At 70.6% G+C, this 26,251-nt stretch carries 25 protein-coding genes and 1 tRNA gene; 17 read left to right on the top strand and 9 right to left on the bottom strand.

All coding sequences use genetic code 11. The features are described from left to right. Positions 1-3: 3 nt before the first annotated feature. Positions 4-921, bottom strand: a complete 918-nt coding sequence (gene serB / locus RIC31_RS07390) for a phosphoserine phosphatase SerB (protein ID WP_350104721.1) — start codon at positions 919-921, stop codon at positions 4-6. Positions 922-952: 31 nt separating this feature from the next. On the opposite strand from serB, the gene miaA reads away from it, so the two are divergent. The 10 genes from miaA to RIC31_RS07340 all read left to right on the top strand — a co-directional run bounded on the left by miaA (position 953) and on the right by RIC31_RS07340 (position 13,154). Next, positions 953-1,909: a tRNA (adenosine(37)-N6)-dimethylallyltransferase MiaA gene (miaA, locus tag RIC31_RS07385; RefSeq protein ID WP_350104720.1), complete on the top strand. Its 957-nt coding sequence runs from the start codon at positions 953-955 to the stop codon at positions 1,907-1,909. A gap of 124 nt (positions 1,910-2,033) precedes the next feature. Then, entirely contained in the window at positions 2,034-3,830 is a 1,797-nt protein-coding gene (locus RIC31_RS07380) for an acetolactate synthase 3 large subunit (protein WP_350104719.1), read from the top strand. A gap of 124 nt (positions 3,831-3,954) precedes the next feature. After that, complete coding sequence (gene ilvN, locus RIC31_RS07375; protein ID WP_350104781.1) at positions 3,955-4,512, top strand: acetolactate synthase small subunit; 558 nt, start codon at positions 3,955-3,957, stop codon at positions 4,510-4,512. A gap of 129 nt (positions 4,513-4,641) precedes the next feature. Beyond that, entirely contained in the window at positions 4,642-5,661 is a 1,020-nt protein-coding gene (ilvC, locus tag RIC31_RS07370) for a ketol-acid reductoisomerase (protein ID WP_350104718.1), read from the top strand. Between the two features lie 286 nt (positions 5,662-5,947). Beyond that, positions 5,948-6,991: a rod shape-determining protein gene (locus RIC31_RS07365; protein WP_350104717.1), complete on the top strand. Its 1,044-nt coding sequence runs from the start codon at positions 5,948-5,950 to the stop codon at positions 6,989-6,991. 56 nt (positions 6,992-7,047) lie between these two features. Next, positions 7,048-7,974, top strand: coding sequence for a rod shape-determining protein MreC (mreC, locus tag RIC31_RS07360; protein WP_350104716.1), 927 nt, complete (start codon positions 7,048-7,050; stop codon positions 7,972-7,974). Positions 7,975-7,976: 2 nt separating this feature from the next. Continuing rightward, positions 7,977-8,480 (top strand): rod shape-determining protein MreD, encoded by a 504-nt coding sequence (gene mreD, locus RIC31_RS07355; RefSeq protein WP_350104715.1) that lies wholly within the window; start codon positions 7,977-7,979, stop codon positions 8,478-8,480. Continuing rightward, positions 8,481-10,481, top strand: coding sequence for a penicillin-binding protein 2 (gene mrdA / locus RIC31_RS07350; RefSeq protein WP_350104714.1), 2,001 nt, complete (start codon positions 8,481-8,483; stop codon positions 10,479-10,481). A 4-nt stretch (positions 10,482-10,485) separates the two neighbouring features. Beyond that, entirely contained in the window at positions 10,486-11,643 is a 1,158-nt protein-coding gene (gene rodA, locus RIC31_RS07345) for a rod shape-determining protein RodA (protein ID WP_350104713.1), read from the top strand. 125 nt (positions 11,644-11,768) lie between these two features. After that, positions 11,769-13,154, top strand: coding sequence for a sensor domain-containing diguanylate cyclase (locus RIC31_RS07340; RefSeq protein WP_350104712.1), 1,386 nt, complete (start codon positions 11,769-11,771; stop codon positions 13,152-13,154). A 34-nt stretch (positions 13,155-13,188) separates the two neighbouring features. Here RIC31_RS07340 and RIC31_RS07335 read toward each other — a convergent pair whose 3' ends face one another. From RIC31_RS07335 to RIC31_RS07325, 3 genes are all read right to left on the bottom strand, one after another. Then, positions 13,189-14,139, bottom strand: coding sequence for a DUF1131 family protein (locus RIC31_RS07335; protein ID WP_350104711.1), 951 nt, complete (start codon positions 14,137-14,139; stop codon positions 13,189-13,191). A 123-nt stretch (positions 14,140-14,262) separates the two neighbouring features. Continuing rightward, positions 14,263-14,338, bottom strand: a tRNA-Lys gene (locus RIC31_RS07330). A gap of 121 nt (positions 14,339-14,459) precedes the next feature. After that, entirely contained in the window at positions 14,460-15,020 is a 561-nt protein-coding gene (locus RIC31_RS07325; RefSeq protein WP_350104710.1) for a PAS domain-containing protein, read from the bottom strand. Positions 15,021-15,240: 220 nt separating this feature from the next. Here RIC31_RS07325 and RIC31_RS07320 point away from each other — a divergent pair, with 220 nt between their 5' ends. The 3 genes from RIC31_RS07320 to RIC31_RS07310 all read left to right on the top strand — a co-directional run bounded on the left by RIC31_RS07320 (position 15,241) and on the right by RIC31_RS07310 (position 17,860). Then, positions 15,241-16,083 carry a fumarylacetoacetate hydrolase family protein gene (locus RIC31_RS07320; protein ID WP_350104709.1) on the top strand — a complete coding sequence of 281 codons (843 nt, stop codon included), beginning with the start codon at positions 15,241-15,243 and terminating at the stop codon, positions 16,081-16,083. Continuing rightward, on the top strand, positions 16,080-17,255 hold the full coding sequence (locus RIC31_RS07315; protein WP_350104708.1) for a CaiB/BaiF CoA transferase family protein: 1,176 nt from the start codon (positions 16,080-16,082) through the stop codon (positions 17,253-17,255). Before RIC31_RS07320 ends, RIC31_RS07315 begins: the two co-directional genes overlap by 4 nt. A gap of 62 nt (positions 17,256-17,317) precedes the next feature. After that, the gene (locus tag RIC31_RS07310) at positions 17,318-17,860 is read left to right on the top strand and encodes a PAS domain-containing protein (RefSeq protein WP_350104707.1); all 543 of its coding nucleotides are present in this window, start codon (positions 17,318-17,320) and stop codon (positions 17,858-17,860) included. A 7-nt stretch (positions 17,861-17,867) separates the two neighbouring features. Here RIC31_RS07310 and RIC31_RS07305 read toward each other — a convergent pair whose 3' ends face one another. Then, the gene (locus RIC31_RS07305) at positions 17,868-18,281 is read right to left on the bottom strand and encodes a VOC family protein (protein ID WP_350104706.1); all 414 of its coding nucleotides are present in this window, start codon (positions 18,279-18,281) and stop codon (positions 17,868-17,870) included. A 70-nt stretch (positions 18,282-18,351) separates the two neighbouring features. On the opposite strand from RIC31_RS07305, the gene RIC31_RS07300 reads away from it, so the two are divergent. The 3 genes from RIC31_RS07300 to RIC31_RS07290 all read left to right on the top strand — a co-directional run bounded on the left by RIC31_RS07300 (position 18,352) and on the right by RIC31_RS07290 (position 20,793). Further along, positions 18,352-18,951: a TetR/AcrR family transcriptional regulator gene (locus tag RIC31_RS07300; protein WP_350104705.1), complete on the top strand. Its 600-nt coding sequence runs from the start codon at positions 18,352-18,354 to the stop codon at positions 18,949-18,951. 68 nt (positions 18,952-19,019) lie between these two features. Beyond that, a complete protein-coding gene (locus tag RIC31_RS07295) occupies positions 19,020-19,982 on the top strand; it encodes an NAD(P)H-dependent flavin oxidoreductase (protein ID WP_350104704.1) in 963 nt (320 codons plus the stop codon). A 13-nt stretch (positions 19,983-19,995) separates the two neighbouring features. Next, positions 19,996-20,793, top strand: a complete 798-nt coding sequence (locus RIC31_RS07290) for an enoyl-CoA hydratase/isomerase family protein (protein WP_350104703.1) — start codon at positions 19,996-19,998, stop codon at positions 20,791-20,793. 40 nt (positions 20,794-20,833) lie between these two features. Here the strand turns inward: RIC31_RS07290 and RIC31_RS07285 are convergent, their stop codons facing one another. Next, entirely contained in the window at positions 20,834-23,137 is a 2,304-nt protein-coding gene (locus RIC31_RS07285) for a xanthine dehydrogenase family protein molybdopterin-binding subunit (RefSeq protein WP_350104702.1), read from the bottom strand. A 127-nt stretch (positions 23,138-23,264) separates the two neighbouring features. Between RIC31_RS07285 and RIC31_RS07280 the strand changes: the two genes are divergently transcribed. Further along, complete coding sequence (locus RIC31_RS07280; protein WP_350104701.1) at positions 23,265-23,972, top strand: hypothetical protein; 708 nt, start codon at positions 23,265-23,267, stop codon at positions 23,970-23,972. Between the two features lie 18 nt (positions 23,973-23,990). On the opposite strand, the gene RIC31_RS07275 is transcribed toward RIC31_RS07280, so the two are convergent. The 3 genes from RIC31_RS07275 to RIC31_RS07265 form a co-directional block, all read right to left on the bottom strand. Continuing rightward, positions 23,991-24,362 carry an AtuA-related protein gene (locus RIC31_RS07275; RefSeq protein ID WP_350104700.1) on the bottom strand — a complete coding sequence of 124 codons (372 nt, stop codon included), beginning with the start codon at positions 24,360-24,362 and terminating at the stop codon, positions 23,991-23,993. After that, positions 24,359-25,738: an acyclic terpene utilization AtuA family protein gene (locus RIC31_RS07270; RefSeq protein WP_350104699.1), complete on the bottom strand. Its 1,380-nt coding sequence runs from the start codon at positions 25,736-25,738 to the stop codon at positions 24,359-24,361. Before RIC31_RS07270 ends, RIC31_RS07275 begins: the two co-directional genes overlap by 4 nt. A 316-nt stretch (positions 25,739-26,054) precedes the next feature. Next, positions 26,055-26,251 (bottom strand): transposase (locus tag RIC31_RS07265; protein WP_502990109.1); only part of this gene is annotated, 197 nt, incomplete at its 5' end.

Genomic DNA, 26,251 nt, shown 5'->3' with positions numbered 1-26,251 from the left:
ATTTCAGGAGACCGGGCTGCCGAGCGCGGCCTCGATGTCGGACTCCCGGTAGCCCTGCAGGTACAGCAATCCGCTGAGGTCGCCGTGGTCGATCCGGAAGCCGGCGGCCTCCCGGACCGCCGGCTTGGCGCGGAAGGCGACGCCGATGCCGGCGGCCTGCAGCATCGCCAGGTCGTTGGCACCGTCGCCGACCGCCACCGCGTCCGCCGGGTCCGTGCCCTGCCGGCCGGTCACCTCGCGCAGGGCTGCGAGCTTGGCGTCGCGCCCGAGGATCGGCAGGATCACCCGGCCGGTGAGGGCGCCCTCGTCGATCTCCAGCCGGTTGGCGCGGTCCTCGTCGAAGCCGAGCCGGGCGCGGATCGCGCCGGTGACCGGCGTGAAGCCGCCGGAGACCAGGGCGCAATACGCCCCGTGGGCCTTCATCGTCGCGACCAGGGCGGCCGCCCCGGCGGTGATCTCGATGCGGGCCAGCACGGCGTCGATAGTGGATTCCGCCAACCCCTTCAGCATCGCCACCCGCTCGGTCAGGGCGGCCTCGAACTCCAGCTCGCCGCGCATCGCGCGCGCCGTGATCGCCGCGATCACGTCCTTCAGGCCGGCGTACTCCGCCAGTTCGTCGAGCGATTCCGAGGTGATGATGGTGGAGTCCATGTCGGCGATCAGGACCCGCTTGCGGCGGCCGACGGCCGGTTGGGCGTTGGCGTCGACCGGCCGGTCGGCGAGCGCCGCGCGCGCCGCAGCCAGGGCCGCGCCCAGGGGGATCCCGTCGAACGGAAGGTCGAGCGCGACGTCGGGCGCCAGCCAGTCGGTCTCGCCGACGGCGGCGCCGGCCCGGCGCAGGGCCTCGGCGGCAGTGGCGGCATGGCCGGCGGCGAGCGCGCGGGCCAACGGGTCGGTCGTTAGGGTGAGGACATGTTGCATGGCGCCGCCTTATGGCGTAGCGGCAGGGCGCATGTCCAGCGCTCACGGCCCCTGTCCCGTCCTCGTCGTCGCCGGTCCGACCGCCTCGGGCAAGTCGGCGCTGGCGCTGCGGCTCGCCGAGGCCCTGGACGGCGTGGTGATCAATGCCGACTCCATGCAGATGTATCGCGACCTGCGGATACTGACCGCACGGCCGTCGCCGGCCGACGAGGCGCGGGTGCCGCACCGGCTGTACGGCGTGCTCGATGCCGCCGAGCGCGGCTCGGTGGCCGGCTGGCGGGAAGCCGCGCTCGCCGAGATCGCCGCTGCCCGTGCCGACGAACGGCCGGCGGTGCTGTGTGGCGGCACCGGCCTCTATCTGCGGGCCCTGCTGGAAGGCATTGCCGAGATTCCGCCGGTCCCCGCCGCGGTCGCCGAGGCGGCGGCGGCGCGCTATGCCCGGCTGGGCGGCGAGGCGTTCCGCGACGAGCTGCGGGTCCTGGACCCGGCGGCCGCCGATCGCCTGTTCCCCGGCGACGGTCAGCGCCTGCAGCGGGCCTGGGCCGTGTCGACGGCGACCGGCCGGGCGCTGTCGGACTGGCAGGCCGACGTCCCGGCGCTGCCGGCGGGACTGACCTTCCGTCGCGTGCTGCTGTTCCCGCCGCGCCCGGCCTCGGCCGAGGCGGTGGAGCGGCGGTTCCGGGCGATGGTTGCGGCCGGCGCGGTCGAGGAGGTCGCGCGGCTGGCGGCGCGCCGGCTCGACCCGGCGCTGCCGGCCATGAAGGCGATCGGCGTCCCCGAGCTCCTGGCGCATCTGCAGGGCCGGGCGACCCTCGAGCAGGCGACGCGGAATGCGGTGGTGGCGACCCGGCAGTATGCCAAGCGCCAGCGCACCTGGTTCCGCCATCAGTTCCAGTCCGACCTGCGGGCCGATGCGCAATTTTCGGAAAGCGGCTTTGAGGAAATCTTTTCGAAAGTTCGCGAACTTGTGTTGACGCCCGAGGAGTGACTGACTAGTTTCCGGCGGCCGGCGCGGGTAACCCCCGCGCCGCGTCTGTCTTCAACCCTGATCCGGCCCGCCGAGAACTCGAACCGACGGCGGGACGCCCGATCGCAGCAGAAGGAGCGGAACGGTGGCTAATCCCCGCAGTTCATCCCCCCGTCGCACCGCGGCGCCTACGACAATGTCGGGCGCGGCGATCATTCTCCAGGCGTTGAAGGACCAGGGCGTAGAAGTCGTGTTCGGCTATCCCGGCGGGGCGGTATTGCCGATCTATGACGAGCTCTTCAAGACCAATGCGGTCCGCCACATCCTTGTCCGCCACGAGCAGGCGGCGGTGCACGCCGCCGAGGGCTATGCCCGCTCGACCGGCAAGGTCGGCGTGGTGCTGGTCACCTCCGGCCCCGGTGCCACCAACGCGGTGACCGGCCTGACCGACGCGCTGATGGACTCGATCCCGATCGTGTGCCTGACCGGCCAGGTGCCGACCCACCTGATCGGCAACGACGCGTTCCAGGAGGCCGACACCACCGGCATCACCCGGCCCTGCACCAAGCACAACTACCTGGTGAAGGAGCCGGGCCAGCTCGCGCGCGTCATGCACGAGGCGTTCTACGTCGCCTCGCACGGCCGGCCCGGCCCGGTGGTGATCGACCTGCCGAAGGACATCCTGTTCGCCGACTGTCCCTACGTCGAGGCGAGCCAGGTCGAGACCAAGAGCTACCGCCCGCAGGTCAAGGGCGACAGCGGTGCGGTCGAGCGGGCGGTCGAGCTGATCGCCAAGGCGAAGCGGCCGATCTTCTACGGCGGCGGCGGGCTGATCAACGCCGGGCCGAAGGGCTCGAAGCTGTTCACCGAGTTCGTGCACAAGACCGGCTATCCGGCGACCCTGACCCTGATGGGCCTGGGCGCGCTTCCGGCCTCCGACAAGCGGTTCCTGGGCATGCTCGGCATGCACGGCACCTACGAGGCCAACTGGGCGATGCACGAGTGCGACGTGATGGTGTGCGTCGGCGCCCGGTTCGACGACCGGGTGACCGGGCGGCTGTCGGACTTCGCGCCGAACGCCAAGAAGATCCACATCGACATCGACCCGTCGTCGATCAACAAGAACGTCGCCGTCGACATCCCGATCGTCGGCGACGCCGGGACCGTGCTGGAGCAGATGCTCGCGGTCTGGAAGGCCAAGGGCTACAAGGCCGACGACGCGGCGCTGTCCAAGTGGTGGAAGAAGATCGAGGGCTGGCGGGCGCGCAAGTGCCTGGCCTACCGGCCGAGCCCGGACGTCATCCTGCCGCAGCACGCCATCCGGCGGCTGTTCGAGAAGACCCGCGGCATGGACTGCTACATCACCACCGAGGTCGGCCAGCACCAGATGTGGGCCGCCCAGTATTTCGGCTTCGACGAGCCGAACCGCTGGATGACCTCGGGCGGGCTCGGCACCATGGGCTACGGCTTCCCGGCGGCCATGGGCGTGCAGATCGCGCATCCGGACGCGCTGGTGATCGACATCGCCGGCGAGGCGAGCTTCCTGATGAACATCCAGGAGCTCTCGACCATGTGCCAGTACAGCCTCCCGGTGAAGGCGTTCATCATCAACAACCAGTGGATGGGCATGGTCCGCCAGTGGCAGGAACTGATCCACGGCGGCCGGTATTCCGAGAGCTATTCGGCGGCCCTGCCGGACTTCGTCAAGGTCGCCGAGGCGTTCGGCGGGGTCGGGCTGCGGGCGACCAAGCCGTCCGAGCTGGACGACGTCATCGACGAGATGATCCGCACGCCGCGGACGGTGATCGCGGACATCATGGTCAAGCAGGACGAGAACTGCTTCCCGATGATCCCGTCGGGAGCGGCCCACAACGAGATGCTTCTCGGCCCGGACGACCAGGCCGAGCGGCGCACGTCCGAAGAGGGCATGGTGCTCGTCTGATCGGGTTGAGGCCGGTCGCCGCCGCGCGCGGCGCCGGCCGAAGCCGGTCCCTGTCGTTACGCTTGTCGAGGGCGCGCCCGGTCCGGTGCGGCGCTCCAGGAGAGAACCAGTGATTGCAACCGACATGCCGATCCAACGGCATACCATCGCCGTGCTCGTGGCCAACGAGCCCGGCGTCCTGGCCCGGGTGATCGGGCTGTTCTCCGGTCGCGGCTACAACATCGAGAGCCTGACCGTATCGGAGGTCGACGAGGTGAACGCGCGGTCGCGCATCACCATCGTGACCTCGGGCACGCCGATGGTCATCGAGCAGATCAAGGCCCAGCTCGCGCGCCTGGTGCCGATCTACGACGTCCACGACCTGACGCTCGAGGGTCCGCATGTCAGCCGCGAGATGGCGCTCGTCAAGATCCGCTCGACCGGCGAGCCCCGGATCGAGGCGCTGCGCATCGCCGACACCTTCAGGGCCCGTGCCATCGACTCGACCCTGGAGAGCTTCGTGTTCGAGCTGACCGGCGACACCGGGAAGATCGACGCGTTCATCGACCTGATGGCGGCCCTCGGGGAAGTCGAGGTGTCGCGCACCGGTGTCGTGGCGATCGCCCGGGGGGCGCATCTCCAGATGCCGCTGGTCCGCCGCAAGGCGGCCAGGCGGAAGGGCAAGACAGGCGGCGACGACTGACGAAACCGGCTTTGCGCATCCCGCATATGGACCAGCGGGCGCCCGCCCGCTAAACCGGCGGCCAATCGCCGCCATCGAGACCCGAACCAACAAGACCCAAGAGCGTCAAGACCCGAGAGGAGAGTACCCATGCGCGTCTATTACGATCGCGACGCCGACGTGAACCTGATCAAGACCAAGAAGGTCGTGATCGTCGGCTACGGCAGCCAGGGCCACGCCCACGCCAATAACCTGAAGGACAGCGGCTGCAAGGAGATCGCCGTCGCCCTGAAGAAGGGCTCGCGCTCGGCGCCGAAGGCCGAGGCCGCCGGCCTGAAGGTCATGACCCCGGCCGAGGCCGCGGCCTGGGGCGACGTCATCATGATCCTGACCCCGGACGAGCTGCAGGGCGACATCTACCGCGACGACATCGCTCCGAACATCCGCCCGGGCGCGGCCATCGCCTTCGCGCACGGCTTCAACGTGCACTTCAACTTCATCGAGGCGCGCGACGACATCGACGTCTTCATGATCGCGCCGAAGGGCCCGGGCCACACCGTGCGCTCCGAGTACCTGCGGGGCGGCGGCGTGCCGTGCCTGGTGGCGGTCAACCAGAACCCGTCGGGCAACGCGCTGGAGATTGCGCTGAGCTACTCCTCGGCGATCGGCGGCGGCCGGGCCGGCACCATCGAGACCACCTTCAAGGAAGAGTGCGAGACCGACCTGTTCGGCGAGCAGGTGGTGCTGTGCGGCGGCCTGTGCGAGTTGATCAAGGCCGGCTACGAGACCCTGGTCGAGGCCGGCTACGCGCCGGAGATGGCCTATTTCGAGTGCCTGCACGAGGTGAAGCTGATCGTCGACCTCATCTACGAGGGCGGCATCGCCAACATGAACTACTCGATCTCCAACACCGCCGAGTACGGCGAGTACGTGTCGGGCCCGCGGATCGTGACCCCGGAGGTCCGGGCCGAGATGAAGCGGGTGCTGAACGATATCCAGTCGGGCACCTTCGCGCGCAACTGGATGCTGGAGAACCGGGTCAACCAGGCGTCGTTCAAGGCCATGCGCCGGCGCGCCGCCGAGCACGACATCGAGGTGGTCGGCGAGAAGCTGCGGGCGATGATGCCGTGGATCGCCGCCAACAAGCTGGTCGACAAGACCAAGAACTGAGGCCGGTCGCCGGCCGATGCGGGACGGCGCCGTCGCGAGACGGCGCCGTCTTCGTTTGCCGGCGCCGGTTACGGTCTGTTAAGCAACATGGCATATGCAGTCCGGCGGCGCCCGGTTGCGGCGCTAAAAAAGTGCGAAATCGGGTGAACAGCCTTTTGTAGATGCCCGCGAATCCTGGTATCTTTCCGATCGCCGCGCGGGGAGAAGCGCAGCGTCTATCGATTCCAGGCATACGGACGCACGCGGGCGCGCACCCGGCTCTGAGGCTCTTACGGGATCGGATTCCATGTTCTTTGCCAACCTGCTCGGAATGCTCTCGGCCGACATGGCCATCGATCTCGGGACCGCGAACACGCTGGTCTACGTGAAGGGCCGCGGCATCGTGCTGAACGAGCCGTCGGTCGTCGCCATCGCCACGGTCCGCGGCAAGAAGCAGGTGCTGGCGGTCGGCGACGAGGCCAAGCAGATGCTCGGCCGCACCCCCGGCAACATTCAGGCCATCCGGCCGCTTCGCGACGGCGTCATCGCCGACTTCGAGGTCGCCGAGGAGATGATCAAGCACTTCATCCGCAAGGTGCACAACCGGCGGTCCTTCGCCAGTCCGCAGGTGATCGTGTGCGTGCCGTCGGGCTCGACCGCGGTCGAGCGGCGCGCGATCCAGGAGAGCGCGGAGAGCGCCGGCGCCCGCCGGGTGTTCCTGATCGAGGAGCCGATGGCGGCGGCGATCGGCGCCAACCTCCCGGTGACCGAGCCGACCGGCTCGATGGTCGTCGACATCGGCGGTGGCACCACCGAGGTGGCGGTGCTCTCGCTCGGCGGCATCGTGTACTCGCGTTCGGTGCGGGTCGGTGGCGACAAGATGGACGAGGCGATCATCGCCTACATCCGGCGCAACCATAACCTCCTGGTCGGAGAGGGCAGCGCCGAGCGGATCAAGAAGGACATCGGCTCGGCCTATCCGCCGGAGGATGGCGTCGGCAGGACCATGCAGATCAAGGGCCGCGACCTGATGAACGGCGTGCCCAAGGAAATCATCATCGATCAGTCGCAGATCGCCGACAGCCTGGCCGAGCCGGTCAGCCAGATCGTCGAGGCGGTCAAGGTCGCGCTCGAGCAGACCCCGCCGGAACTGGCGGCCGACATCGTCGACAAGGGCATCGTGCTGACCGGTGGCGGCGCGCTGCTCGGAAATCTCGACTACGTGCTTCGGCATGCCACCGGGCTGCCGGTCATGATCGCCGACGACCCGCTGTCCTGCGTGGCCCTCGGCACCGGCCGGTGCCTCGAGGAGATGAAGGTCCTGCGCAATGTCCTGATCGGCGCATACTGACCGGTCGACGGCGGGGCGCGGAGACGACGAACCCAGGGGGAGGTTGAACGGCGAGGATGGCACGGCGTCCCGGCTCCTTCACCAGTGTCGCGCAGCCGGTGCGGTCCTTCTGGAGCCGCTTTGCCTTTGCGCTGCTGCTGGCCGGCGCCTTCACCCTGATGCTGCTCGGCAAAGCCGACGTCCTGCTGGTCGAGCGGTTCCGGACCAGCGTCGCCGACGCCCTGGCGCCGGTGCTCGAGGTGCTGTCCCGGCCTGCCGCCAGTGTGGCCGATACCGTGGCGGCGGCTCGCCGGCTGCGCGACCTGCGGGCCGAGAACGAGCGGCTGCGGGTCGACAACGACCGGTTGGAGCGCTGGCAGCACGTCGCCCGTCGCCTGGAGGCCGAGAACAAGGCGCTGCGGGCCCTCACCAACTACGTGCCGGAACCCGCCGTGGCGTTCATCACGGCCCGGGTGATCGCCGACGCCGGCGGCGCCTTCGTGCGCAGCGCGATGATCAACGCCGGCTCCGACCAGGGGGTCCGGCGCGGACTGGCCGCGGTCACCGGCGACGGCCTGGCCGGCGGCGTGGTCGAACTGGGCAGCCGGCACGCCCGGGTCCTGCTGATCACCGACCTGAACTCGCAGATCCCGGTGGTGGTCGAGCGGACCCGCGATCCCGGCGTGCTGGCCGGTGACAACACCCGGCTGCCGCGGCTGGTCTACCTGCCGCAGAACGCCCAGGTGCTGCCCGGCGACCGGATCGTCACCTCGGGCCATGGCGGCGTGTTCCCGGCCGGGCTGCCGATCGGGGTGGTGACGGCGATCGACGACGGGTCGATCAAGGTCATGCCCTATGTCGACTGGAACCGGCTGGAATACGTCCGGCTGCTGGACTACGGCCTGGACGGCCTGGTCAGGCCGGCCGCCGGCACCCCGCCCTTCACCCTGATGGGGCCCGAGCGGTCCGACCGCGGGCGGCTGCTGGGTCTGGCCCCGAAATGAGGATGACGGCGACACAGCGCGTCGACCTCTGGCTGCGCCAGGCGACCCCGATCGCGCTCACCGTGCTGCTCGCCATCCTGTCGGCGGTGCCGATCGGCATTCCCGGCTACACCGCGGTGGTGCCGGCCTACACCGCGATGGCGGCGTTCTACTGGGCGGTGTTCCGCCCGGACCTGCAGCCGCCCTTCGCGCTGTTCCTGGTCGGCGTGCTGCAGGACATCCTGGCGGCCACGCCGCTCGGCATGACCGCGCTTTCCCTGATGATCGTGCACGGGCTGGCGGTCTCGCAGCGCCGTGCCTTCCTCGGCAAGCCGTTCGTGCTGGCCTGGTTCGGCTTCGTGCTGATCCACGCGCTGGCGGCGTTCCTGGTGTGGTTCCTGGCATCGCTCCTGGCGCTGCGGCTGGTCGGGCCGGAGCCGGCGGTGTTCCAGTACCTGGTGACCGTGACCCTGTTCCCGGTGGTCGCCTGGGTGTTCGTGCGAATCCACCGCTATGTGGTGCGGTGAATGCTGAAGGCGAGCGAGCAGGACAGCCAGCGGATCTTCACCCGGCGCGCCCTGATGCTGGCGGCCGGCCAGCTCGGGCTGGTCGGTGCCCTGGCCGCGCGGCTCTACTACCTGCAGGTCGTCGAGGCGGACCGCTATTCGCTGCTGTCGCGCAACAACCAGTTCAATCTCGAGCTGCTGCCGCCGATCCGGGGCCGGATCCTGGACTTGAACGGCGTGCCGCTGGCCGACAACCAGGACAATTTCAGGGTCGAGATCGTCCGCGAGCAGACGGTCGACGTCTCCGCCACCCTGGCCGCCCTCGGCTCGATCATCGAGGTGCCGGAATGGGACGTCCGCCGGGTGCTCAAGGACGTCAAGCGCAAGCGCGCCTTCGTGCCGGTCACCGTGGTGGAGAATCTGAGCCGCGAGGAGATCGCCCGGGTGGCGGTCAACGCGCCGTACCTCCCGGGGGTCCGGATCGAGGTAGGGCGGTCGCGCCGCTATCCCTTCGGTGAACTGGCGGTGCACTGCACCGGCTACGTCGCGGCGGTCTCCGAGAACGAGCTGACCGGCGACCCGGTGCTGGAGCTGCCGGACTTCCGGATCGGAAAGAGCGGGATCGAGAAGGTCCACGACCTGGAGATGCGCGGCACCGCCGGTCAACGCCAGGTCGAGGTCAACGCACTCGGCCGGATCATCCGCAAGCTGCCGGGCGACGAGGGCGAGCCCGGCCGCGACATTCGCCTCAGCATCGACATCAACCTGCAGCGCTTCGCCACCGAGCGGCTGACGCGCGGCATGGCGGAACGGATTCCGGTCGACGATCCGCGCGCCCAGGTGGCGCTGGCCAAGGCATCGCCGGCGATGCTGGCGGCGAGCGAGGCGCAGGACACCATCCTGCTCGACAAATACGGCGAGGTGGTCGAGGCCGAGAGCGGCTCGGTGGTCGTGATGGACGTCCATTCGGGCGAGCTTCGCGCTCTGGTGTCGGCGCCGGGCTACGACCCCAACCCGTTCAACCACGGGCTCTCGGCCAAGGACTGGGAGGAGTTGCTCTCCAACCCGCGCTCGCCGCTCACCAACAAGTCCATCGCCGGCCAGTACCCGCCCGGGTCGACCTTCAAGATGCTGGTCAGCCTGGCGGCCCTGGAAGCCGACCTGGCGGGTCCCGACACCCAGTTCTTCTGTCCCGGGCACCTGGAACTGGGCGACACCAGGTTCCACTGCTGGAAGCGTGGCGGGCACGGCACGGTCGACATGGTCGGCGCGCTCGAGCAGAGCTGCGACGTGTATTTCTATGAGATCGCCAAGCGCATCGGCATCGACCGGATCGCGGCGATGGCCAAGCGCCTGGGCCTCGGCGAGATGCTCGACGTCGATCTGCCGGGCGAGCGCCGCGGGCTGATCCCGAGCCGGGAGTGGAAGCAGGCGACGCGGGGCGAGCCCTGGCACCGCGGCGAGACCCTGGTGGCGGCGATCGGACAGGGGTTCGTCCTGGCCACCCCGCTGCAGCTCGCGACGATGACGGCGCGCCTGGTGAACGGCGGCCGCGCGGTGGTGCCGCGTCTGGTCCGCGATCCCGACGGCAACGCCCGGAATTTCCCGCCGACCGGCCTGGATCCGCGCGACCTCGACCTGATGCGCCAGGCGATGAGCGCGGTCGTGAACGGGGCCCGCGGTACCGCCCGCGCCGTCCGCAGCCGCGAGAACGATCCGACCATCGGCGGCAAGACGGGGACGTCGCAGGTCAAGCGCATCACCATGGCGCAGCGGGCGGCGGGGCTGACGAAGTCAAAGGACCAGCCCTGGCGCGACCGCGACCATGCCCTGTTCGTCGGCTTCGCGCCGGTCGAGGCGCCGCGCTATGCGGTCTCGGTCGTGGTCGAGCATGGCGGCGGCGGGTCGTCGATGGCGGCGCCGATCGCCGCCGACGTGCTTCTGGAGACCCTGCGGATCGATCCGGGCGGGTCGGCGCCGCTGAGTGCCGTACCGGCCGCTGACCCGCGGCGGCGGGGGTAGGGCGATGGCCGTCGGGACCCGTTTCGAGGCTCTCAACCCACCGGAGATGACCCTCGGCCAGAAGCTGGCCGCGGTGAACTGGCTCATGGTCCTGCTGATCGTCGCGATCGCCTCGGTCGGCTTTGCCATGCTGTACTCGGCGGCCAACGGCAGCGTCACGCCCTGGGCTTATCGCCAGGCGATCCGTTTCGGTGTCGGCTTCGTGGTGATGCTGACCGTCGCCATGGTCGACGTGCGGTTCTGGATGCGCAGCGCCTACCTGATGTACGCCGCGGTGCTTCTGCTGCTGTTCGCCGTCGAGGTGATGGGCGAGATCGGCATGGGCGCGCAGCGCTGGATCGACCTGGGCCTGTTCCAGTTGCAGCCCTCCGAGCTGATGAAGATTTCCCTGGTGCTGGCGCTCGCCCGGTATTTCCACGGTCTGACCTGGGACGAGGTCGGAAACCCGCTGAACCTGCTGCCGCCGCTGCTGATGATCGGCATGCCGGTGGTGCTGGTGCTGCGCCAGCCCGACCTCGGCACCGCGCTCATGATCCTGATGGGGGCGGGCGCGACGTTCTTCCTCGCGGGGGTGCGAATCTGGAAGTTCCTGACCCTGATCGGGATCGCGCTCGCGGCCGTGCCGATCGGCTGGCAGTTCATGCGCACGTACCAGCAGCAGCGCATCCTGACCTTCCTGAACCCGGAGAGCGACCCGCTCGGTTCCGGCTACCACATCACCCAGTCGAAGATCGCGCTCGGCTCCGGCGGGCTGTTCGGCAAGGGGTTCCTGGAGGGCAGCCAGAGCCACCTGAATTTCCTGCCGGAGAAGCAGACCGACTTCATCTTCACCATGCTGGCCGAGGAGTTCGGCATGGTCGGCGCGCTCGGCCTGATCGGCCTGTACGTCCTGGTGATCGCCTACGGGTTCGCCATCGCGATCCGGTCGCGCAGCCAGTTCGGGCGGCTGGTGGCCCTCGGGGTGACCACCACTCTGTTCCTGTACCTGTTCATCAACGTGGCCATGGTGATGGGCCTGATACCGGTCGTCGGGGTGCCGTTGCCGATGATCAGCTACGGCGGAACCGCCATGCTGACGATCATGCTGGGGCTCGGCATGGTCCTCGGGGTGTCGGTACATCGCGACGTCCGGATCGGCCGGGCCGGCGTCGACGAGGACTGAGCGCCGACCGGGACCGGGCCGGCGTTAACCAATCGACAATCTTCTGCGGATACCGTTGCCGTGCGCGCGAACGCCCGGCGTTCGGGCGCGTCCCTTCGAACGCACGCACAGGTCTCCGCCGCGTGATGTCGAACACCCAGCAGACGACCCTGTTCGCCGCCCTTCTGCAGGCGAGCCTGGACGGTATCGTGGTGCTGCGCCCGATGGCCGGACCCGACGGCGGGTTCGCGGATCTGGTGTTCGAGACCGTGAACCGCCGTGCCGAGGAGATCCTGGCGCGCGGGGCGGGCGGACTGGTCGGCCTGCGCGCGCTGCGGGACTTCTTCGACGGCGACGACGCGGCCTTCGACAAGTATCGCCGGGTGTGGCTGACCGGCGAGCCGGCAAGGTTCGAGGTCGACCGCCGCAGCGGACCCGCCGGGCGGGTGTTCCGGGGCGCCATCGTGCGCGCCGACGACCGGATCGTGGTGACGTTTTCCGACGTGACCGAACTGGTCGAGGCGAACGAGGTCCTCGAGCGCCAGCGCGTCGAGTTGCTGTACCAGTATGAACTGCTGGACGAACAGGCGGCCGACCTGGCCCGGATCGCCGAGGACAGCGACGCCGCGCGCGCCGAGGCCCGCAACGGCGCGCGCTTCGTCGCCGACCTGCTCGAGGCGATGCCGCTGCCGGTGTTCTTCAAGAGCCGGGAGGATCGTCGTTTCCGGATGACGAACCGGCTGTTCGCCGAACTGCACGGTTCCGGCGACAGGGACGCCACCGGCAGCACGGTGGACGACTTCTTCGAGGCCGAGACGGTGGCGTCGATCGACCGCCTCGACCAGCAGTTCTACGACAGCCCGGCGCCGCGGCAGGTCTACGAGACCGACATGACCTTCGCGGGGGCCGGCTATCGCCGCATGGTCGTCCACAAGGCGAAGATGCGGGATGCCGAGAACCGGCTGATCGGGATCACCGGGGTGATGGTCGACGTCACCGAGGCGCACCGGCTTCGGCAGGAGCTGGAACGGCTGGCCACCACCGACCCGCTGACCGGCCTGGCCAACCGCCGGGCCTTTCTGGAGCGGGCCGCCGAGGAGGTCGAGCGGGCGAGCCGGCACGACCGCCCGATGTCGGTCGTCATGATCGACGTGGACCACTTCAAGGCGATCAACGATCGCCACGGCCACGACATCGGCGACCAGGTGCTGCAGCGGGTCGCCGAGGTGGTCGGGTCGACGCTGCGGCAGGCCGGCGACCTCGCCGCCCGCTTCGGCGGCGAGGAGTTCGTGCTGCTGTTGCCGGAGACCCCGCTCGGCGGGGCCAGGATGCTGGCGGAGCGCATCCGCGAGGCGTTCGAGGTGACCCGGGTCGACACCGACGACGGGCCGGTCAACTTCACCGCCAGCTTCGGGGTCGACGCCTTGCGCCCCGGCCTCGACGCCGGCATCGATGCCGTGATCAAACGGGCCGACGACGCCCTCTACCGGGCCAAGGCCGCCGGCCGCAACCGGGTGCATCTGGCGGCATAGTCGCGACGCCGCCGGCCTGAACCGGCCCGGTCGCTCAGAACATCGTCACGGCGATCACGCCGGACCGGTGCTCGACGCACTCTTCGGTGGCGCAGACCGGCGCGATCCAGACCCGTCCGGCGGCCAGCGCGGCACCGTTGTCGTCGATATGCACCTTGTCGGCGGGCTCGTCGCGCACGGCCGACACGAAGGCCCGGGTCAGCCGCCGGCCGTACTCGGCCGCGAAGGCGCCGGCGTCCGGGATCTCGAGCACCTCGTCCTTTCCGCCGGCGCTGGCCCGCAGGACGATCGGATACAGCACCAGCTTCGCCAGGCCGGGCGGGTCGTCGACGGTCGCCCGCACCCGGGCGGCCAGCGCCGGACCCTCGCCGGGATCGAAGCCGGCCACGTCGACCCAGCGCGGGTCCTCGAACGGGGTGGGACGCCACAGGAAGGCGACCAGCGTCCAGTCGGACAGCACCTCGGGCGACGGCAGCATGCCGTCCGGGCCCTGCCAGTCGCCCTCGAAGACATAGGCGAGCCGGCCGCCGACCCGGGCCGGGCAGAGGACGCGCCCGGAGGAATCCTCGACGCCCGGCACGCAGAACGGCGGCGCCGCGGCCTCGAACACGCCGCCGAACCGCATGCCGAGCGTGGGCCCGCCGGCGCGGCGGAGCGCCTGGCTCTGCACCAGGACCGAGAAGATGCCGCCGGTCCAGTCCGGGAACACCAGGGCGACCGGCGTCGGGCCGTTGCGGATCACCAGGATGTCGACCGAGGCTCCCTCGCTGGAGCCCGCCTGCCGCTCGACGGTGCAGCCTGGTACCGCCCGGGCGATCGCGTCGCGGTCGAACGGGGTGTCGCCGGTGATGTCGCCGAGCCCGGCGTCGGACAGCTCCGGCGCGCACGCCGCCGCCCGGTCCGGGACGATCAGCAGCGCGACCAGTACCGAGGCGGCCAGGCCAGCGGCGACCAGTTGGGCGGCGTGGGGGAGGCTTCCCGGCATGGGGACATGATAGTCCAGGCCGGGTGTCGGTTTGAGTGTGAAATGTCCGTATGCTTGCAGGAGCGCCCGGTGCCGAAGCCCAGATACGGTGGCCGTCGAGGATCGGGTCGGACAGGGACCGGATGGTGGGCGCAGTAGGACTCGAACCTACGACCCGCTGATTAAGAGTCAGCTGCTCTACCAACTGAGCTATGCGCCCATCCGGGTGCGGCAGGCCGGAAAACGGCCGTCAACCGCGCGGGAGGCGGCCTTATAGCGGACCGATTCCGCTTTGTCGAGACCGTCCGGGCCGGTCTCGCGAAGTTCCGTGCGGGGAGCGGTCAGGGCGGCTCCATCGGGAAGCTGGCGACCACCACCTGGTCGACCCCGGCCCCGGGCGCGCTGCGCACCGGCAGCACGATCTTCTCGTAGGCATAGGGGCGGTGGTCGACCACCGTCCGCACCACGAAGGCGGCCGGATCGCCGGACTCCGAGGCCCCGTCGAACTGGGCCCTCAGCATCGCGGCGAGCGGGGCGTGGAAGCGGTCGATGACCTGTCCGGTGACGTCCGCGTCGACCAGGGTGGCGATCTCGGTTCCGACCAGCCGGTACTTCCAGCTGTGCCCGGTGCCGTCGGCGCCGGCCGTCCGCTCCAGCACGGTGATCCGGCCGAGGGCGGAGACCACGTCGGTCGGCCGGAACGCGATCCGACTCGGTGGGCGCACCCCTTCGTCGGCGCTCGCCAGCAGCCACGCCTCGGCGAGCGCGCGCAAGGCCGGGTGGTGCAACTCGTCGACGGCAAGCGGGGTCCAGGTCCGGACCTGGTCGGCACGCTCCTCGATCGGCGGGCGGCGCCATCCGGCGCCGGCCGGGCCCGGCGTTCGATTCCCATCGTCTTTCACTGGTTCGCACCGTGGAGGTTGCCCGCAGGGATCGTACCGGACCCACCGCCTCAATCATATCTTGTCGCTGAGGGGCGGCCGCCGGGTCAATCGGCGCACGGACGGCACGCGCCGTTGACGGAAGCGCCGCCGGACGCGAGGCTAGCGCGCCGGGTTCTCCGGTCCAGAAATTCACGAACAGAGATTCACGAACCACGGTTCTGATGCGGAGGAATGCGCCATGCGGGTCGCGAGCTATCTCGTCGACGGAATCCCGGCCTGGGGGATGGTCACGGCCGACGGCAAGGGGCTGGTCGACGCCACCGGGCTGTTCCCGAGCCTGAAGGCCGCCCTGGCGGCCGACGGCCTCGCCGAGGTCGGCCGCGCGCTCGCCGGCCAGCCGGCCAGCCGGAGCGTCGCCGACACGGTATTCCTGCCGGTACTGCCGGACCCGGACAAGATCCTGTGCGTCGGGCTGAACTACGACGATCACCGCCAGGAGGGCGGTCATCCCGAGCAGGCGCACCCGACCTTCTTCGTGCGCTTCGCCAACGCCAACATCGGCCACCGCCGGCCGATGGTGAAGCCGGCGATCTCGGACATGTTCGACTGGGAGGCCGAACTCGCCGTGGTGATCGGCAAGGCCGGCCGCCACATCCCGGCGGGGAAGGCGTTCGAGCACATCGCCGGCTACGCGCCGTACAACGACGGCAGCGTGCGCGACTGGCAGCGCCACACCACCCAGTTCACCCCGGGCAAGAACTTCGTCGGCACAGGCGGCTTCGGGCCGTGGATGTCGACCCCGGACGAGATCGCCGACCTGCAGGCGGTGACCGTCGAGGCGCGGCTGAACGGCACCGTCATGCAGCATGCCACGGTCGCCGACATGATCTTCGACATCCCGTCCCTGATCGCCTACGCGTCGACCTTCACCGAGCTGGTGCCGGGCGACGTGATCGCCACCGGCACCCCGGGCGGCGTCGGCTCGCGCCGTACCCCGCCGGTCTGGATGAAGCCGGGAGACGTGATCGAGATCGAGATCGGCGGCGTCGGCACCCTGGTCAACGAGGTGGTGGCGGAATGAGCGAGGCCGCCGTCCCGGCGGAGTCGCCGCTGCCCAAGCCAACACTCGAGGGCATCCGTGTCGTCGAACTCGGCGGCAGCGTCGCCGTCCCCTATGCCGGCTGGGTGCTTGCGACCCTCGGTGCCGAGGTGGTGAAGGTCGAGCGCCCGGACGGCGGCGACGACGCCCGGGCCTGGATGCCGCCGGAGCGGCGGCCCGGCTTCGGCGGCATCTTCACCGCCCTGAATGCCGGCAAGCGGTCGGTCACGGTCGACTTCAAGGATCCGGCCGCGCTCGAGCGGCTGGCCACCCTGATCGGCCGCGCCGACGTGGTGGTGCAGAACCTGCGGCCGGGTCTCGCCGAGCGGCTCGGCATCGGCGCCGAGGCCATGCTGGCGGCCAACCCGCGGCTGATCTACTGCGACAGCGGCGCCTTCGGGCGCACCGGCCCGCTCGCCGACCGCCCGGGCTACGACCCGCTGATGCAGGCGTTCGGCGGGATCATGAGCGTGACCGGCCACGAGGGCACGGATCCGGTGCGGGTCGGAACCTCGCTGATCGACATGGGCACCGGCATGTGGGCGGTGATCGGCGTGCTGTCGGCGCTGCGGCGGCGCGACGCCACCGGGGCGGGCGGCCGCATCGACGTGTCGCTGTACGAGACCGCGCTCGGCTGGATGACCTACCACGTGTCGAACTTCATGGCCTCGGGCCGGGACCCGCGCCGGCCCGGCACCCGGTCGCCGGGCATGGCGGTCTACCAGGCCTTCGCCTGCGCCGACGGCCACCTGATCATCGCCGCCCCGAGCGACCGGCTGTTCGCCAAGGTGGCCGCCGTGCTTGGCCACCCGGAATGGCCGGGAGACCCGCGCTTCGCCAGCAACGAGCGGCGGTTCGAGAACATCGAGGTGCTGGTCGGGTTGATCGAGGACGTGACGCGGACCCGGCCGCGGGCGCACTGGCAGGCCGCCCTGGACGCCGCCGGCGTGCCGTCGGCGCCGCTGCAGAGCGTCAGCGAGGTGGTGGCGCATCCGCAGACCCGGGCCCTCGGGATCGTGGAGACCACGCCGGACGGCTGGGAGTTGGTCGGCCTGCCGCTGTCCTTCGACGGGCTGCGGCCGCCGCAGCGCTCCGGACCGCCGGGGCTCGGGGCCGACACCGAGGCGGTGCTGGGCGGCGAGGCAGGAGCGTAGCGCCGGGTGGCCCGATCCTGCATGCCGGGGTACGCTCCGAGCGACGGCAGGGAGGGGGCGGGATGACCGGTGGGGATTCGTCGAACGCCGACTGGGCGTCACGACTGGCCGGCACAGATCCGCGGGTCTTCACCTTCATCGATGCCTGGCGGGCCGCCCGCCGCGGCAAGCTGGTGCCGTTCCGCCAGGACTTCGACCCGACCGTCGTTCCGGGCCTGCTGGGCAGCGTGTGGCTCTACCGCTACGAACCGGAGCTCGGCGACTTCGTCTGCCGGCTTGCCGGCGAGGCGATCAAGGCGGCCTGGGGCGGCAACCTCACCGGGCGGACCCTGCGCGAGATCATCGGTGAGGACGACTACGCCGTGGTGATCGAGCGCTGGCGGCGGATCATGGCCGGCCCGCTGATCCAGTACGGCGCGGCGGCCGAGCTGGGCAGCGACAGCCAACAGCGCCGGGTCGAGCGGCTGGTCATGCCGCTGGCGTCCGAGAGCGGGGAGATCGACCACATGCTCGGCCTCAGCCTGTATGCGCTGTCGTCGCCGACCCTGACGCGCACCATCCTGGTGCCGGGCACGACCGTGCAGATCCCCTGCGCCGAGTTGTGACGCCCCGTCAGGCGGCGGCGTAGCGGTCCCAGAATCCCTCGGCCGGGGCGATTTGCCGGACCACGTCGACCCAGACGCCGGCCGGGTCGCGCAGCATGAACCGGCGCTGGCCCCAGGGCTCGTCGACCGGCCCGTGCAGGATCGCGACGCCCCGGGCCGCCAGCCTGTCGCACTCGGCATCGACGTCCTCGACCTCCAGGGTCAGCAGCAGGCCGGCCGCGCCGAACCGCTCGCGCCCGGGCGGGATCGACGGGTGGTCGGGCGACATGAAGGCAACCAGGCTTCGGGATCCGGAGGACGACATCACGACGATCCAGGTCGCCTCGAACACCACCTCGAAGCCGAGCATCTCGACCCAGAACCGCCGGCATTCGGCAAGCCGGTCGGTCATCACGATGGGATACATCCCGGACAGGTGCATGGTGCTCTCCTCCGCCAGCGCGCCGTGGTAGAAACATACTGATGGTATGTAAAACATACAGGCTGTATGTATGCAAGAGAGACGAACCCAGGCCGGCCGCCGGACAGCCACCCGGCAGGCGCTCCTGGCGGCGGCCCGCCGGGAGTTCGCGGAGCAGGGCTACGCCGGCGCCGCGACCGAGTCGGTGGTCCGTCTGGCCGGGGTGACCCGGGGCGCGCTGTATTACCACTTCCCGGACAAGGCGGCGCTGTTCGAGGCGGTGGTCGACACCGTGGCGGCCGGGATCCGCGACGCGATCCTGGATGCGGCGCAGCGGTCGGCGTCGCCGCGCGCGGCCCTGATCGACGGCATGCGGGCGTTCCTGGATGCCTGCCTGCGCGACGACGCGCGATCGATCTACCTGATCGACGGGCCGGCCGTGCTGGGGTGGCGGCGCTGGCGCGAGATCGACGGCGCCCACAGCGGCCGACTGCTGCGCGAGGGTGTGGCGGCTGCGCTCGGCGAGGGGGCGGGGCGCGACGTCGAGGCGCTGACGACCTTGCTCTCCGGCGCCTCCAACGAGGCCGCATTGTGGCTGTCGGACGCCCCGGGCGACGCGGCGCGGCGCCGTGTCCTCGACGCAGCCATGGTCGACCTGATCGTCCGGCTGTTTCCCGATCCGCCCCGCTGAGGGCCGCGTCTGGACCGCCTGCTACGGCATGCTATGGTCGCGCCGCATCGATCATCCCCGTTTCTGCCATGTCCCTCAGTACTCCGCTCACAGCCCTGCTCGGGATCGAGCACCCCGTGATCAGCGCGCCGATGGCCGGTGTCGCCGGTGGCGCGCTGGCCGGTGCCGTCTCCCAGGCAGGCGGCCTCGGGCTGATCGGTGGCGGCTACATCGACGACGCCTGGATCGAGCGCGAATGGTCGGCCGCCGGCAATGCCCGGGTCGGCATCGGCTTCATCACCTGGCGCCTCGACGGCGCGCCGGCGGCGCTCGACGCCGCCCTGGCGCACCGCCCGGCGGCGGTCATGCTGTCGTTCGGCGATCCGGCGCCCTACATCCCGCGGATCCATGCGGCCGGTGTGCTGGCGATCTGCCAGGTCCAGACCGTCGGGACGGCCCGGCAGGCGGCCGACGCGGGTGCCGACCTGATCGTGGCGCAGGGCGCCGACGCCGGCGGCCACGGGGCCAGCCGCGGCACCTTCGCCCTGGTACCGGCGGCGGTCGACGCGGTGACGCCGGTGCCGGTGATCGCCGCCGGCGGGGTCGGCGACGGCCGCGGGCTGGCCGCCGCCCTGGCCATGGGGGCGGCCGGCGTGCTGGTCGGCTCGCGGTTCTACGCCAGCGTCGAGGCCCAGGCCCGCGACGGGGCCAAGGCGCGGGCGGCGGCGGCGTCGGGAGACCACACCGTCCAGTCCGGCGTGTTCGACCGGGCCCGCGGCTTCGACTGGCCGGCGCCGTTCCGGCTGCGCACCCTGCGCAATCGCTTCACCGACCGCTGGCACGGCCGCGAGGCCGGGATGGACGGGTCGCTGGATGCGATCCGGGCCGACTACGGCCGGGCGGTCGACGCCGGCGACCTCGACGAGGCGGCGGTGGTGGTCGGCGAGGCCGCCGACCTGATCCGCGACGTGCCGCCGGCCGGCGACCTGGTCCGGCGCATGGTCGCCGAGGCCGAGGCCGCCCTGCGGAGCGGAACCCAGTTCATCGTCTAGGAGGAGACAAGCCGTGCAGGTCCGCGAGTTCGAGACCCTGACCCTGGAGGCCGTGGACGAGCATGTCCTGGTCGTCACCCTGGACCGCCCGGAGGTCCGAAACGCCCTGAACACCCAGATGGGCTTCGACCTGCGCGACCTGTGGACCGAGATGTACCGCGACGCCGGGACGGTGCGCTGCGTGGTCCTGACCGGGCGCGGCGACAAGGCGTTCTGCGCCGGCGGCGACCTCAAGGAACGCAACGGCATGACCGACGAGGCGTGGCGCTGCCAGCACGCCCTGTTCGAGCAGATGGTCAAGGCCCAGCTTGAATGCCCGGTGCCGATCGTGGCGGCGGTCAACGGTGCGGCCTTCGCCGGCGGGCTGGAGATCATGCTCGGCTGCGACTTCGCCTACGCCGCGCCGAACGCCCGGTTCGCGCTGACCGAGGTGACGCTGGGCATCATGCCGGGGGCGGCGGGGACCCAGAACCTGCCGCGCGCCGTCGGCTTGCGCCGGGCCAAGGAGATCGTGCTGACCGGCCGGCCGTTCAGCGCCGAGGACGCGCTGGCCTGGGGCGCGATCAACCGGATCTGCCCCGACGGCAGGCTGATGGACGAGGCGTTGGACACCGCCCGGACGATCGCCGGCAACGCGCCGATCTCGGTCCGCCAGGCCAAGAAGTCGCTGAACGCGTCGGAGCAGATGGACCTGAAGAACGGCTACGACTTCGAGATCGAGGCCTACAACCGCACGGTCGGCACCGAGGACCGCAGCGAGGGCATCCGCTCGTTCAACGAGAAGCGCAAGCCGGTCTACAAGGGGCGATGACACCGCAACGATGGTGAGGTGAGGCGGCGACCGGCCCGGCTCACCCCCGCGCGTCCCGGATCGCCTGCCAGACCAGCTCGGGCGTCATCGGGGTGTCCAGGTGCTCGACCCCGAGCGGCCTGAGGGCGTCGAGCACGGCGTTGATGATCGGTCCCGGCCCGCCGATCGACGGCACCTCGCCGACACCCTTGGCGCCGATCAGGGCGTTCGGGCTGGCGGTCGGCGCCCAGGCCAGGTCGAAGAACGGCATGTCGTCGGCCCGCGGCAGGCAGTAGTCCATCAGCGATCCCGACAGCAGCTGGCCGCTGTCCGGGTCGTAGTGCACGCGCTCCAGCAGCACCTCGCCGATCTCCTGGGCGATGCCGCCGTGGATCTGGCCGCGGGCGGTCGGCTCGTTGATCACCCGGCCGAGGTCGTCGACCCCGGTCCAGCGCTCGACCGTCACCCGGCCGGTGTCGGGGTCGACCTCGACCTCGACCGCGTAGGCGCCGTTCGGGAAGGTGGTGTGCAGGCCCTCGAAGTCGAGCTGCGCCATGCAGCCGCTGCCGAGCTCGCCGTCGCGCTGCTCGGCCGGGATGCGGTCCCAGCCGGCCGCGACCTCGCCGAGCGCGATGGTCCGGTCGGTGCCGGCGATGCGGAACTCGCCGAAGCCGTACTCGACGTCCGGGACCGCCGCCTCCAGCAGGTGCGAGGCGACCTGCCTGGCCTGGTCGATCATCTTCAGCGCCGTGCGGTGCACGGTGTTGCCGGCGATCGACAGCAGGTTCGAGCCGCCGGTGCCGCCGCCCTTCTCCAGGAAGTCGCTGTCGCCCTGCTCGACGCGGATGCGCTCGACCGGGATCTCCAGGGTCTCGGCGGCGACGATGGCGAGCGCGGTGCGGTGGCCCTGGCCGGAGTCCTGGGTGCCGGTGCGCACCAGCACGGTGCCGTCGGGCAGGGCCCGGACCTCGCTGCGCTCCGCCACCGAGCCGCCGGTGGCGTGCAGGTGCAGGCCGATGCCGATGCCGCGGCGCCGGCCCTTCGCCTCGCTCTCGGCCCGTCGGCGCGCGAAGCCGGCCCAGTCGGCGTCGTCGAGGACCCGGTCGAGCACTGCCGGGAAGTCGCCGCCGTCATAGGTCTCGTTCATGGCGGTGGCGTAGGGCAGGTCGGACGGCCGCACCAGGTTGCGACGCCGCAGCTCGACCCGGTCGACGCCGAGCCGGTCGGCGGCGACGTCGATCAGCCGCTCCAGGGTCGACACCGTCTCCGGCTTGCCGGCGCCGCGATAGGCGTCGGTCGGCACCGCGTTGGTGAACACCCCGCGCACCCGGTAGTGCAGCCCCGGGATCCGGTAGCAGTGCCCGAACACCCGGCAGGCGCCGCCGGTGACGATGGTGGCGTTGACCGCGTTCCAGTAAGCGCCGACGTCGGCCAGCGCGTCGATCCGGAAGCCGGTGAAGTTCAGGTCGGCGTCGAGCGCCAGCCCGGCCCGGTCGATCCGGCCGCGCCCCATGGCGTCGGAGACCATCCCCTCGGTCCGGCTGGAGATCCACTTGACGGGCCGGCCGAGTGCCCTGGCGGCCGCCAGCACCAGCACCTGCTCGGGGTAGGGCCAGATCTTGACGGCGAAGCTGCCGCCGACGTCCTCGGTGATCACCCGGACCCGGTCCTGCTCGACGCCCAGATAGTCGGCCATGGCGCCGCGCAGCGACACCACGCCCTGGCTGCCGGTCCACAGCGTGTAGCGACCGTCCTCCGGGTCGAAGGCACCGACGCAGCCGCGGGTCTCGACCGGCGCGATCGCGATCCGCGGGTGCCGGACGGTCAGCTCGAACACATGCGCCGCCTCGGCGAAGGCGCGGGCGGTGTGGTCCGGATTGCCCTTGTCCCAGTCGATGCCGATATTGTCCGGCGCCTGCGGCCAGATGGTCGGGGCCTCGCCGGCGACCGCGGCCTCCAGGTCCAGGACCACCGGGGCCTCGTCGAAGTCGATCTCGATCGCCTCGAGGGCGTCCAGGGCCTCGGCCTCGGTCGCGGCGATCACCGCGACCACCGGCTGTCCCACATACTTGACCGAGTCGCGGGCCAGCACCGGGCGTTCCGGCTCGATCATCGGCGACCCGTCGCTGTTCGCCATGGCCGAGCGCACGGTCATCGGGCCCACGCCCATGCCGTCCAGGTCGGCGGCGGTCAGGACCGCGAGCACGCCGTCTGCCCCGCGCGCCGCCTCGACGTCCAGGGCGGCGATCCGGCCGTGGGCCACGGGAGAGCGCAGCAGCACCATGGTCAGGGTGCCGTCGGGCCGATGGTCGTCCACGTAGCGGCCGCGTCCGGTCAGCAGTCGGTCGTCTTCGAAGCGGTGCATGGGGCTTTTCGGGGTGGATCAAGGAGAGGCGGAGGGTCGCACGGATGGCGGCGGGTTTTCCAGTCTTCCGGCCGCCGCGATTTGCTATGATCGCCGGAGTGACCCATCCCCAAACCGCAATCGGCAAATGACGGACAATCTGCCGGTCACGCTGGCCAACCTCCACCAGGACGCCAAGACGGCCGGCGATCGAACCGAGACGTTTCGTGCGTACGTCAAGCTGCTCAACGCGGCCTACAAGGCGCTGGAGAAGGCCCGCGAGGAGTCGCGGCTGGCGGAGCGGCGCGTCAACGCCCTGCGCGTCGACCATGACTTCTTCACTCGCCACAAGGCGCGCGTGGAGGTCGCGTTCAGGGCCCTGCGCGAGACATACAGGAATCCGGCCAAGGCACTGCGGATCATCGACGATCTTTGCGCGAACTATCCGCCGCAATACGTCTATGAAGTCTGCCAGCTCGGCAGCTACCGGCTCGGCGTGCCGCTCGGATGGAACATGCTCGGGGTGCGATCGGCATCCAGGATCGATGCCGATCAGAACTATGCCGACGTCGCAATTCCGGCCCTCGCACAGATGCTGCCGGACCATGCGGCATATCTGGAGCTTCGGACTTCCGACATCGAGTCGGAATTCGATGACGCGGTCGCCAGCGCGAACCGCAAGCGCAACGTGCAGGCGGCCATCGCGGAGGCGATGCCGAAGTGGAACGAGGAACTGTCCGCCTGCTCGCTCGCGCTGAAGCCCTCGGAGATCGAACGGCTGAGCAACAGCGAGCGCGAGGTGCGCCGACGCCTCATGCCCAAGTCGACCACCGAGGAGCACGAGCAGGAAGCCTGACCTGCCCGGCGCCTCCCGTCAGCCGACCGCCTTCTCCGGGTGCAGGGCCAGCCGGGCCGGCACCTCGACCGGCATCGACAGCAGGTGGAAGGCCAGCGACTTGCCGTGGCCGTCCAGGTTCAGCGCGCCGTTGACCCCGCCCTGCAGGACGTCGTCGATCACGAAGTTCATGGCCGGCAGGTTCGGCAGCTCGTAGCGGGTCACCGTGCCGGCGCCCTTGGCGGCGAACCACGTCTTGATCCGCTCGGGCGTCAGCTGCTCGAGCAGCAGCGACCAGGCCTCCTCGTGATAGGGGATCACGCTGATGTTGACCCGGTTGCCCTTGTCGCCGGTGCGACCGTGGGCGACCTCGTGCAGCGGCACCCGGACGGTGCGATCCGCCCCGTTCATGTCCGGTCCTCCTCTACCAGCCGTGCCCCTGCGCTGACCCGGTCGCGGTCGACCAGGATCGAGGCGGTGGTGACCTGCGGGGCGATCCGATGGCGCACGCCGGCGCCGCCGGCCGGGCCGGAGCAATAGAGCGACAGCACCTCGTCGGCGATCCACTGCGCCATCTGCTTGTCGCCGCCCTGGGTCGCCATGCGCACCCGGTACTCGCCGTCGTCCGGCCAGTCGCGGCCGGCGCGCAGGTCGCCGCCGTCGCCGTCGAAGGTCGCGACCGTGCCGATCAGGTCGAAGCGCAGCGGCCAGTTGGTGCCGAGGTCGCGCACCCTGCTGCGCAGCACCTCGATCGCCAGCTCGGCGCGCCGACGGGCGTTCGGCCCGGCATAGGTGATCTCGCCCTCGCCGAGCCAGCCGCCCTCGAAGCTGACGGTCGCCTTCAGGGTCGGCGGCCGCGGCTTGCCGCGGGCGCCGGTGATGCGAACCCGGTCCGGCCCGGCCTCCTCGACCTTCACGCCCGAGATGTCGAGGGTGACGTCCGGCGTCAGGTAGGCGGACGGGTCGTGCATCTCGTACAGCAGCTGCTCCTTCACCGTGCGGTGGCTGACCAGCCCGCCGGTGCCGTCGGCCTTGCCGATCACCACCGTGCCGTCGGCCGAGATCTCGGCGATCGGGAAGCCGACATGGCCGAAGTCCGGCACGTCCTTGTAGCCGGGGTCGGCGAAATAGCCGCCGGTGACCTGGGCGCCGCACTCCAGCAGGTGGCCGGCCATGGTGCCGGCGGCCACCCGGTCCAGGTCGTCGAGCGACCAGCCGAACTCGTGCAGCAGCGGCCCGAGTGCCAGCGCCGGGTCGGCGCAGCGCCCGACCACCACCACGTCGGCGCCCAGCGCCAGGGCGTCGGCGATCGGCTGGGCCCCCAGATAGACGTTGGCGGCGACCAGCTTGCCGTCGGGCATGGCGAGGCCCTCGACGGCGTCGTGGCCGCGGATGTCGCTCTCGGTCATGACGGCGGTCAGGTCGTCGCCCTCGACCACCGCGACCTTCAGGCCGGCGATCCCGTCCTCGCGCGCCATCTGCAGGATCTTCCGGGCCCCGCCCATCGGGTTGGCGGCGCCGAAGTTCGACACCACGCGGATTCCGCTGGCCTTGGCGGTCTTCAGCACCGGCCGCAGGATGCGCTCCAGATAGGGCGAGTAGCCGGCCGCCGGGTTCTCGATCCGGGCCTGCTGGGCCAGCGCCAGGGTGCGCTCGGCCAGGGTCTCGTACATCAGGTAGCGCGGGCCGGCGCGGCGGGCCAGGGTCGCGACCACGGGAACGGCGGCGTCCCAGCGGTCGCCGGCGAATCCGGCGCCGCAGCCGATGTGCACGGTGGTGGCGGTCACGCTGGGTCTCCTCCGGGTGGTGTTTTCACGCAGCCTAGCCGACCGGGCCGCCTTGCCGGAACACCCGTTCGCCCCAGGATGTGGAAAGACCGAACCGCCATGCAGCATCGCATTGCCGCAGCCCGCCGTCCGATCGGCTGCCGCCGGAATACGATGATGGTGAATCGGCCCCGGCAGTCGGTGGCGACCCGGCCGAACCGCCTGAGCGGCGTCCGCGGATTCAGTGAACCGTCACCAGAATTCTTGAGTGAACTGTCACCGAAATTCTATCTTACACACGCCTTCGGAATCTGATGTTCTTTACAACTAGGCGGTGTCAATTTTGAAGTGCAACGTTCTGTGGCGTGGTCTGATCATCGGCGACTAGTTTTCGGAAGACCTCGTTTGGGGTGAGGAAGTCGAGGATTTTCCGGGGTCTGTCGTTGAGGCGCTCGGCAATGTCATTGAGGTGCTGCTGGGAGTGGCCGCTGAGATCGGTGCCTTTGGGGAGATACTGCCGGATCAGGCCGTTGG

The sequence above is a fragment of the Thalassobaculum sp. genome (genome assembly GCF_040219615.1).
GTDB lineage: Bacteria > Pseudomonadota > Alphaproteobacteria > Thalassobaculales > Thalassobaculaceae > Thalassobaculum_A.
Note: the sequence above shows the minus strand (reverse complement) of the source record. Positions and strands in the feature narration are given on the sequence as shown.

Bases quoted from the DNA above. Each gene is read 5' to 3' on its own strand.
- RIC31_RS07280 (WP_350104701.1), top strand. From the start codon at position 23,265: ATGACGGACAATCTGCCGGTCACGCTGGCCAACCTCCACCAGGACGCC.
- rodA (WP_350104713.1), top strand. From the start codon at position 10,486: ATGGCCGTCGGGACCCGTTTCGAGGCTCTCAACCCACCGGAGATGACC.
- RIC31_RS07365 (WP_350104717.1), top strand. From the start codon at position 5,948: ATGTTCTTTGCCAACCTGCTCGGAATGCTCTCGGCCGACATGGCCATC.
- serB (WP_350104721.1), bottom strand. From the start codon at position 921: ATGCAACATGTCCTCACCCTAACGACCGACCCGTTGGCCCGCGCGCTC.
- RIC31_RS07305 (WP_350104706.1), bottom strand. From the start codon at position 18,281: ATGCACCTGTCCGGGATGTATCCCATCGTGATGACCGACCGGCTTGCC.
- ilvN (WP_350104781.1), top strand. From the start codon at position 3,955: ATGCCGATCCAACGGCATACCATCGCCGTGCTCGTGGCCAACGAGCCC.
- ilvC (WP_350104718.1), top strand. From the start codon at position 4,642: ATGCGCGTCTATTACGATCGCGACGCCGACGTGAACCTGATCAAGACC.
- RIC31_RS07275 (WP_350104700.1), bottom strand. From the start codon at position 24,362: ATGAACGGGGCGGATCGCACCGTCCGGGTGCCGCTGCACGAGGTCGCC.
- mreC (WP_350104716.1), top strand. From the start codon at position 7,048: ATGGCACGGCGTCCCGGCTCCTTCACCAGTGTCGCGCAGCCGGTGCGG.
- mreD (WP_350104715.1), top strand. From the start codon at position 7,977: ATGACGGCGACACAGCGCGTCGACCTCTGGCTGCGCCAGGCGACCCCG.
- mrdA (WP_350104714.1), top strand. From the start codon at position 8,481: ATGCTGAAGGCGAGCGAGCAGGACAGCCAGCGGATCTTCACCCGGCGC.
- RIC31_RS07295 (WP_350104704.1), top strand. From the start codon at position 19,020: ATGTCCCTCAGTACTCCGCTCACAGCCCTGCTCGGGATCGAGCACCCC.
- RIC31_RS07285 (WP_350104702.1), bottom strand. From the start codon at position 23,137: ATGCACCGCTTCGAAGACGACCGACTGCTGACCGGACGCGGCCGCTAC.
- RIC31_RS07300 (WP_350104705.1), top strand. From the start codon at position 18,352: ATGCAAGAGAGACGAACCCAGGCCGGCCGCCGGACAGCCACCCGGCAG.
- RIC31_RS07340 (WP_350104712.1), top strand. From the start codon at position 11,769: ATGTCGAACACCCAGCAGACGACCCTGTTCGCCGCCCTTCTGCAGGCG.
- RIC31_RS07320 (WP_350104709.1), top strand. From the start codon at position 15,241: ATGCGGGTCGCGAGCTATCTCGTCGACGGAATCCCGGCCTGGGGGATG.
- RIC31_RS07315 (WP_350104708.1), top strand. From the start codon at position 16,080: ATGAGCGAGGCCGCCGTCCCGGCGGAGTCGCCGCTGCCCAAGCCAACA.
- miaA (WP_350104720.1), top strand. From the start codon at position 953: ATGTCCAGCGCTCACGGCCCCTGTCCCGTCCTCGTCGTCGCCGGTCCG.
- RIC31_RS07335 (WP_350104711.1), bottom strand. From the start codon at position 14,139: ATGCCGGGAAGCCTCCCCCACGCCGCCCAACTGGTCGCCGCTGGCCTG.
- RIC31_RS07310 (WP_350104707.1), top strand. From the start codon at position 17,318: ATGACCGGTGGGGATTCGTCGAACGCCGACTGGGCGTCACGACTGGCC.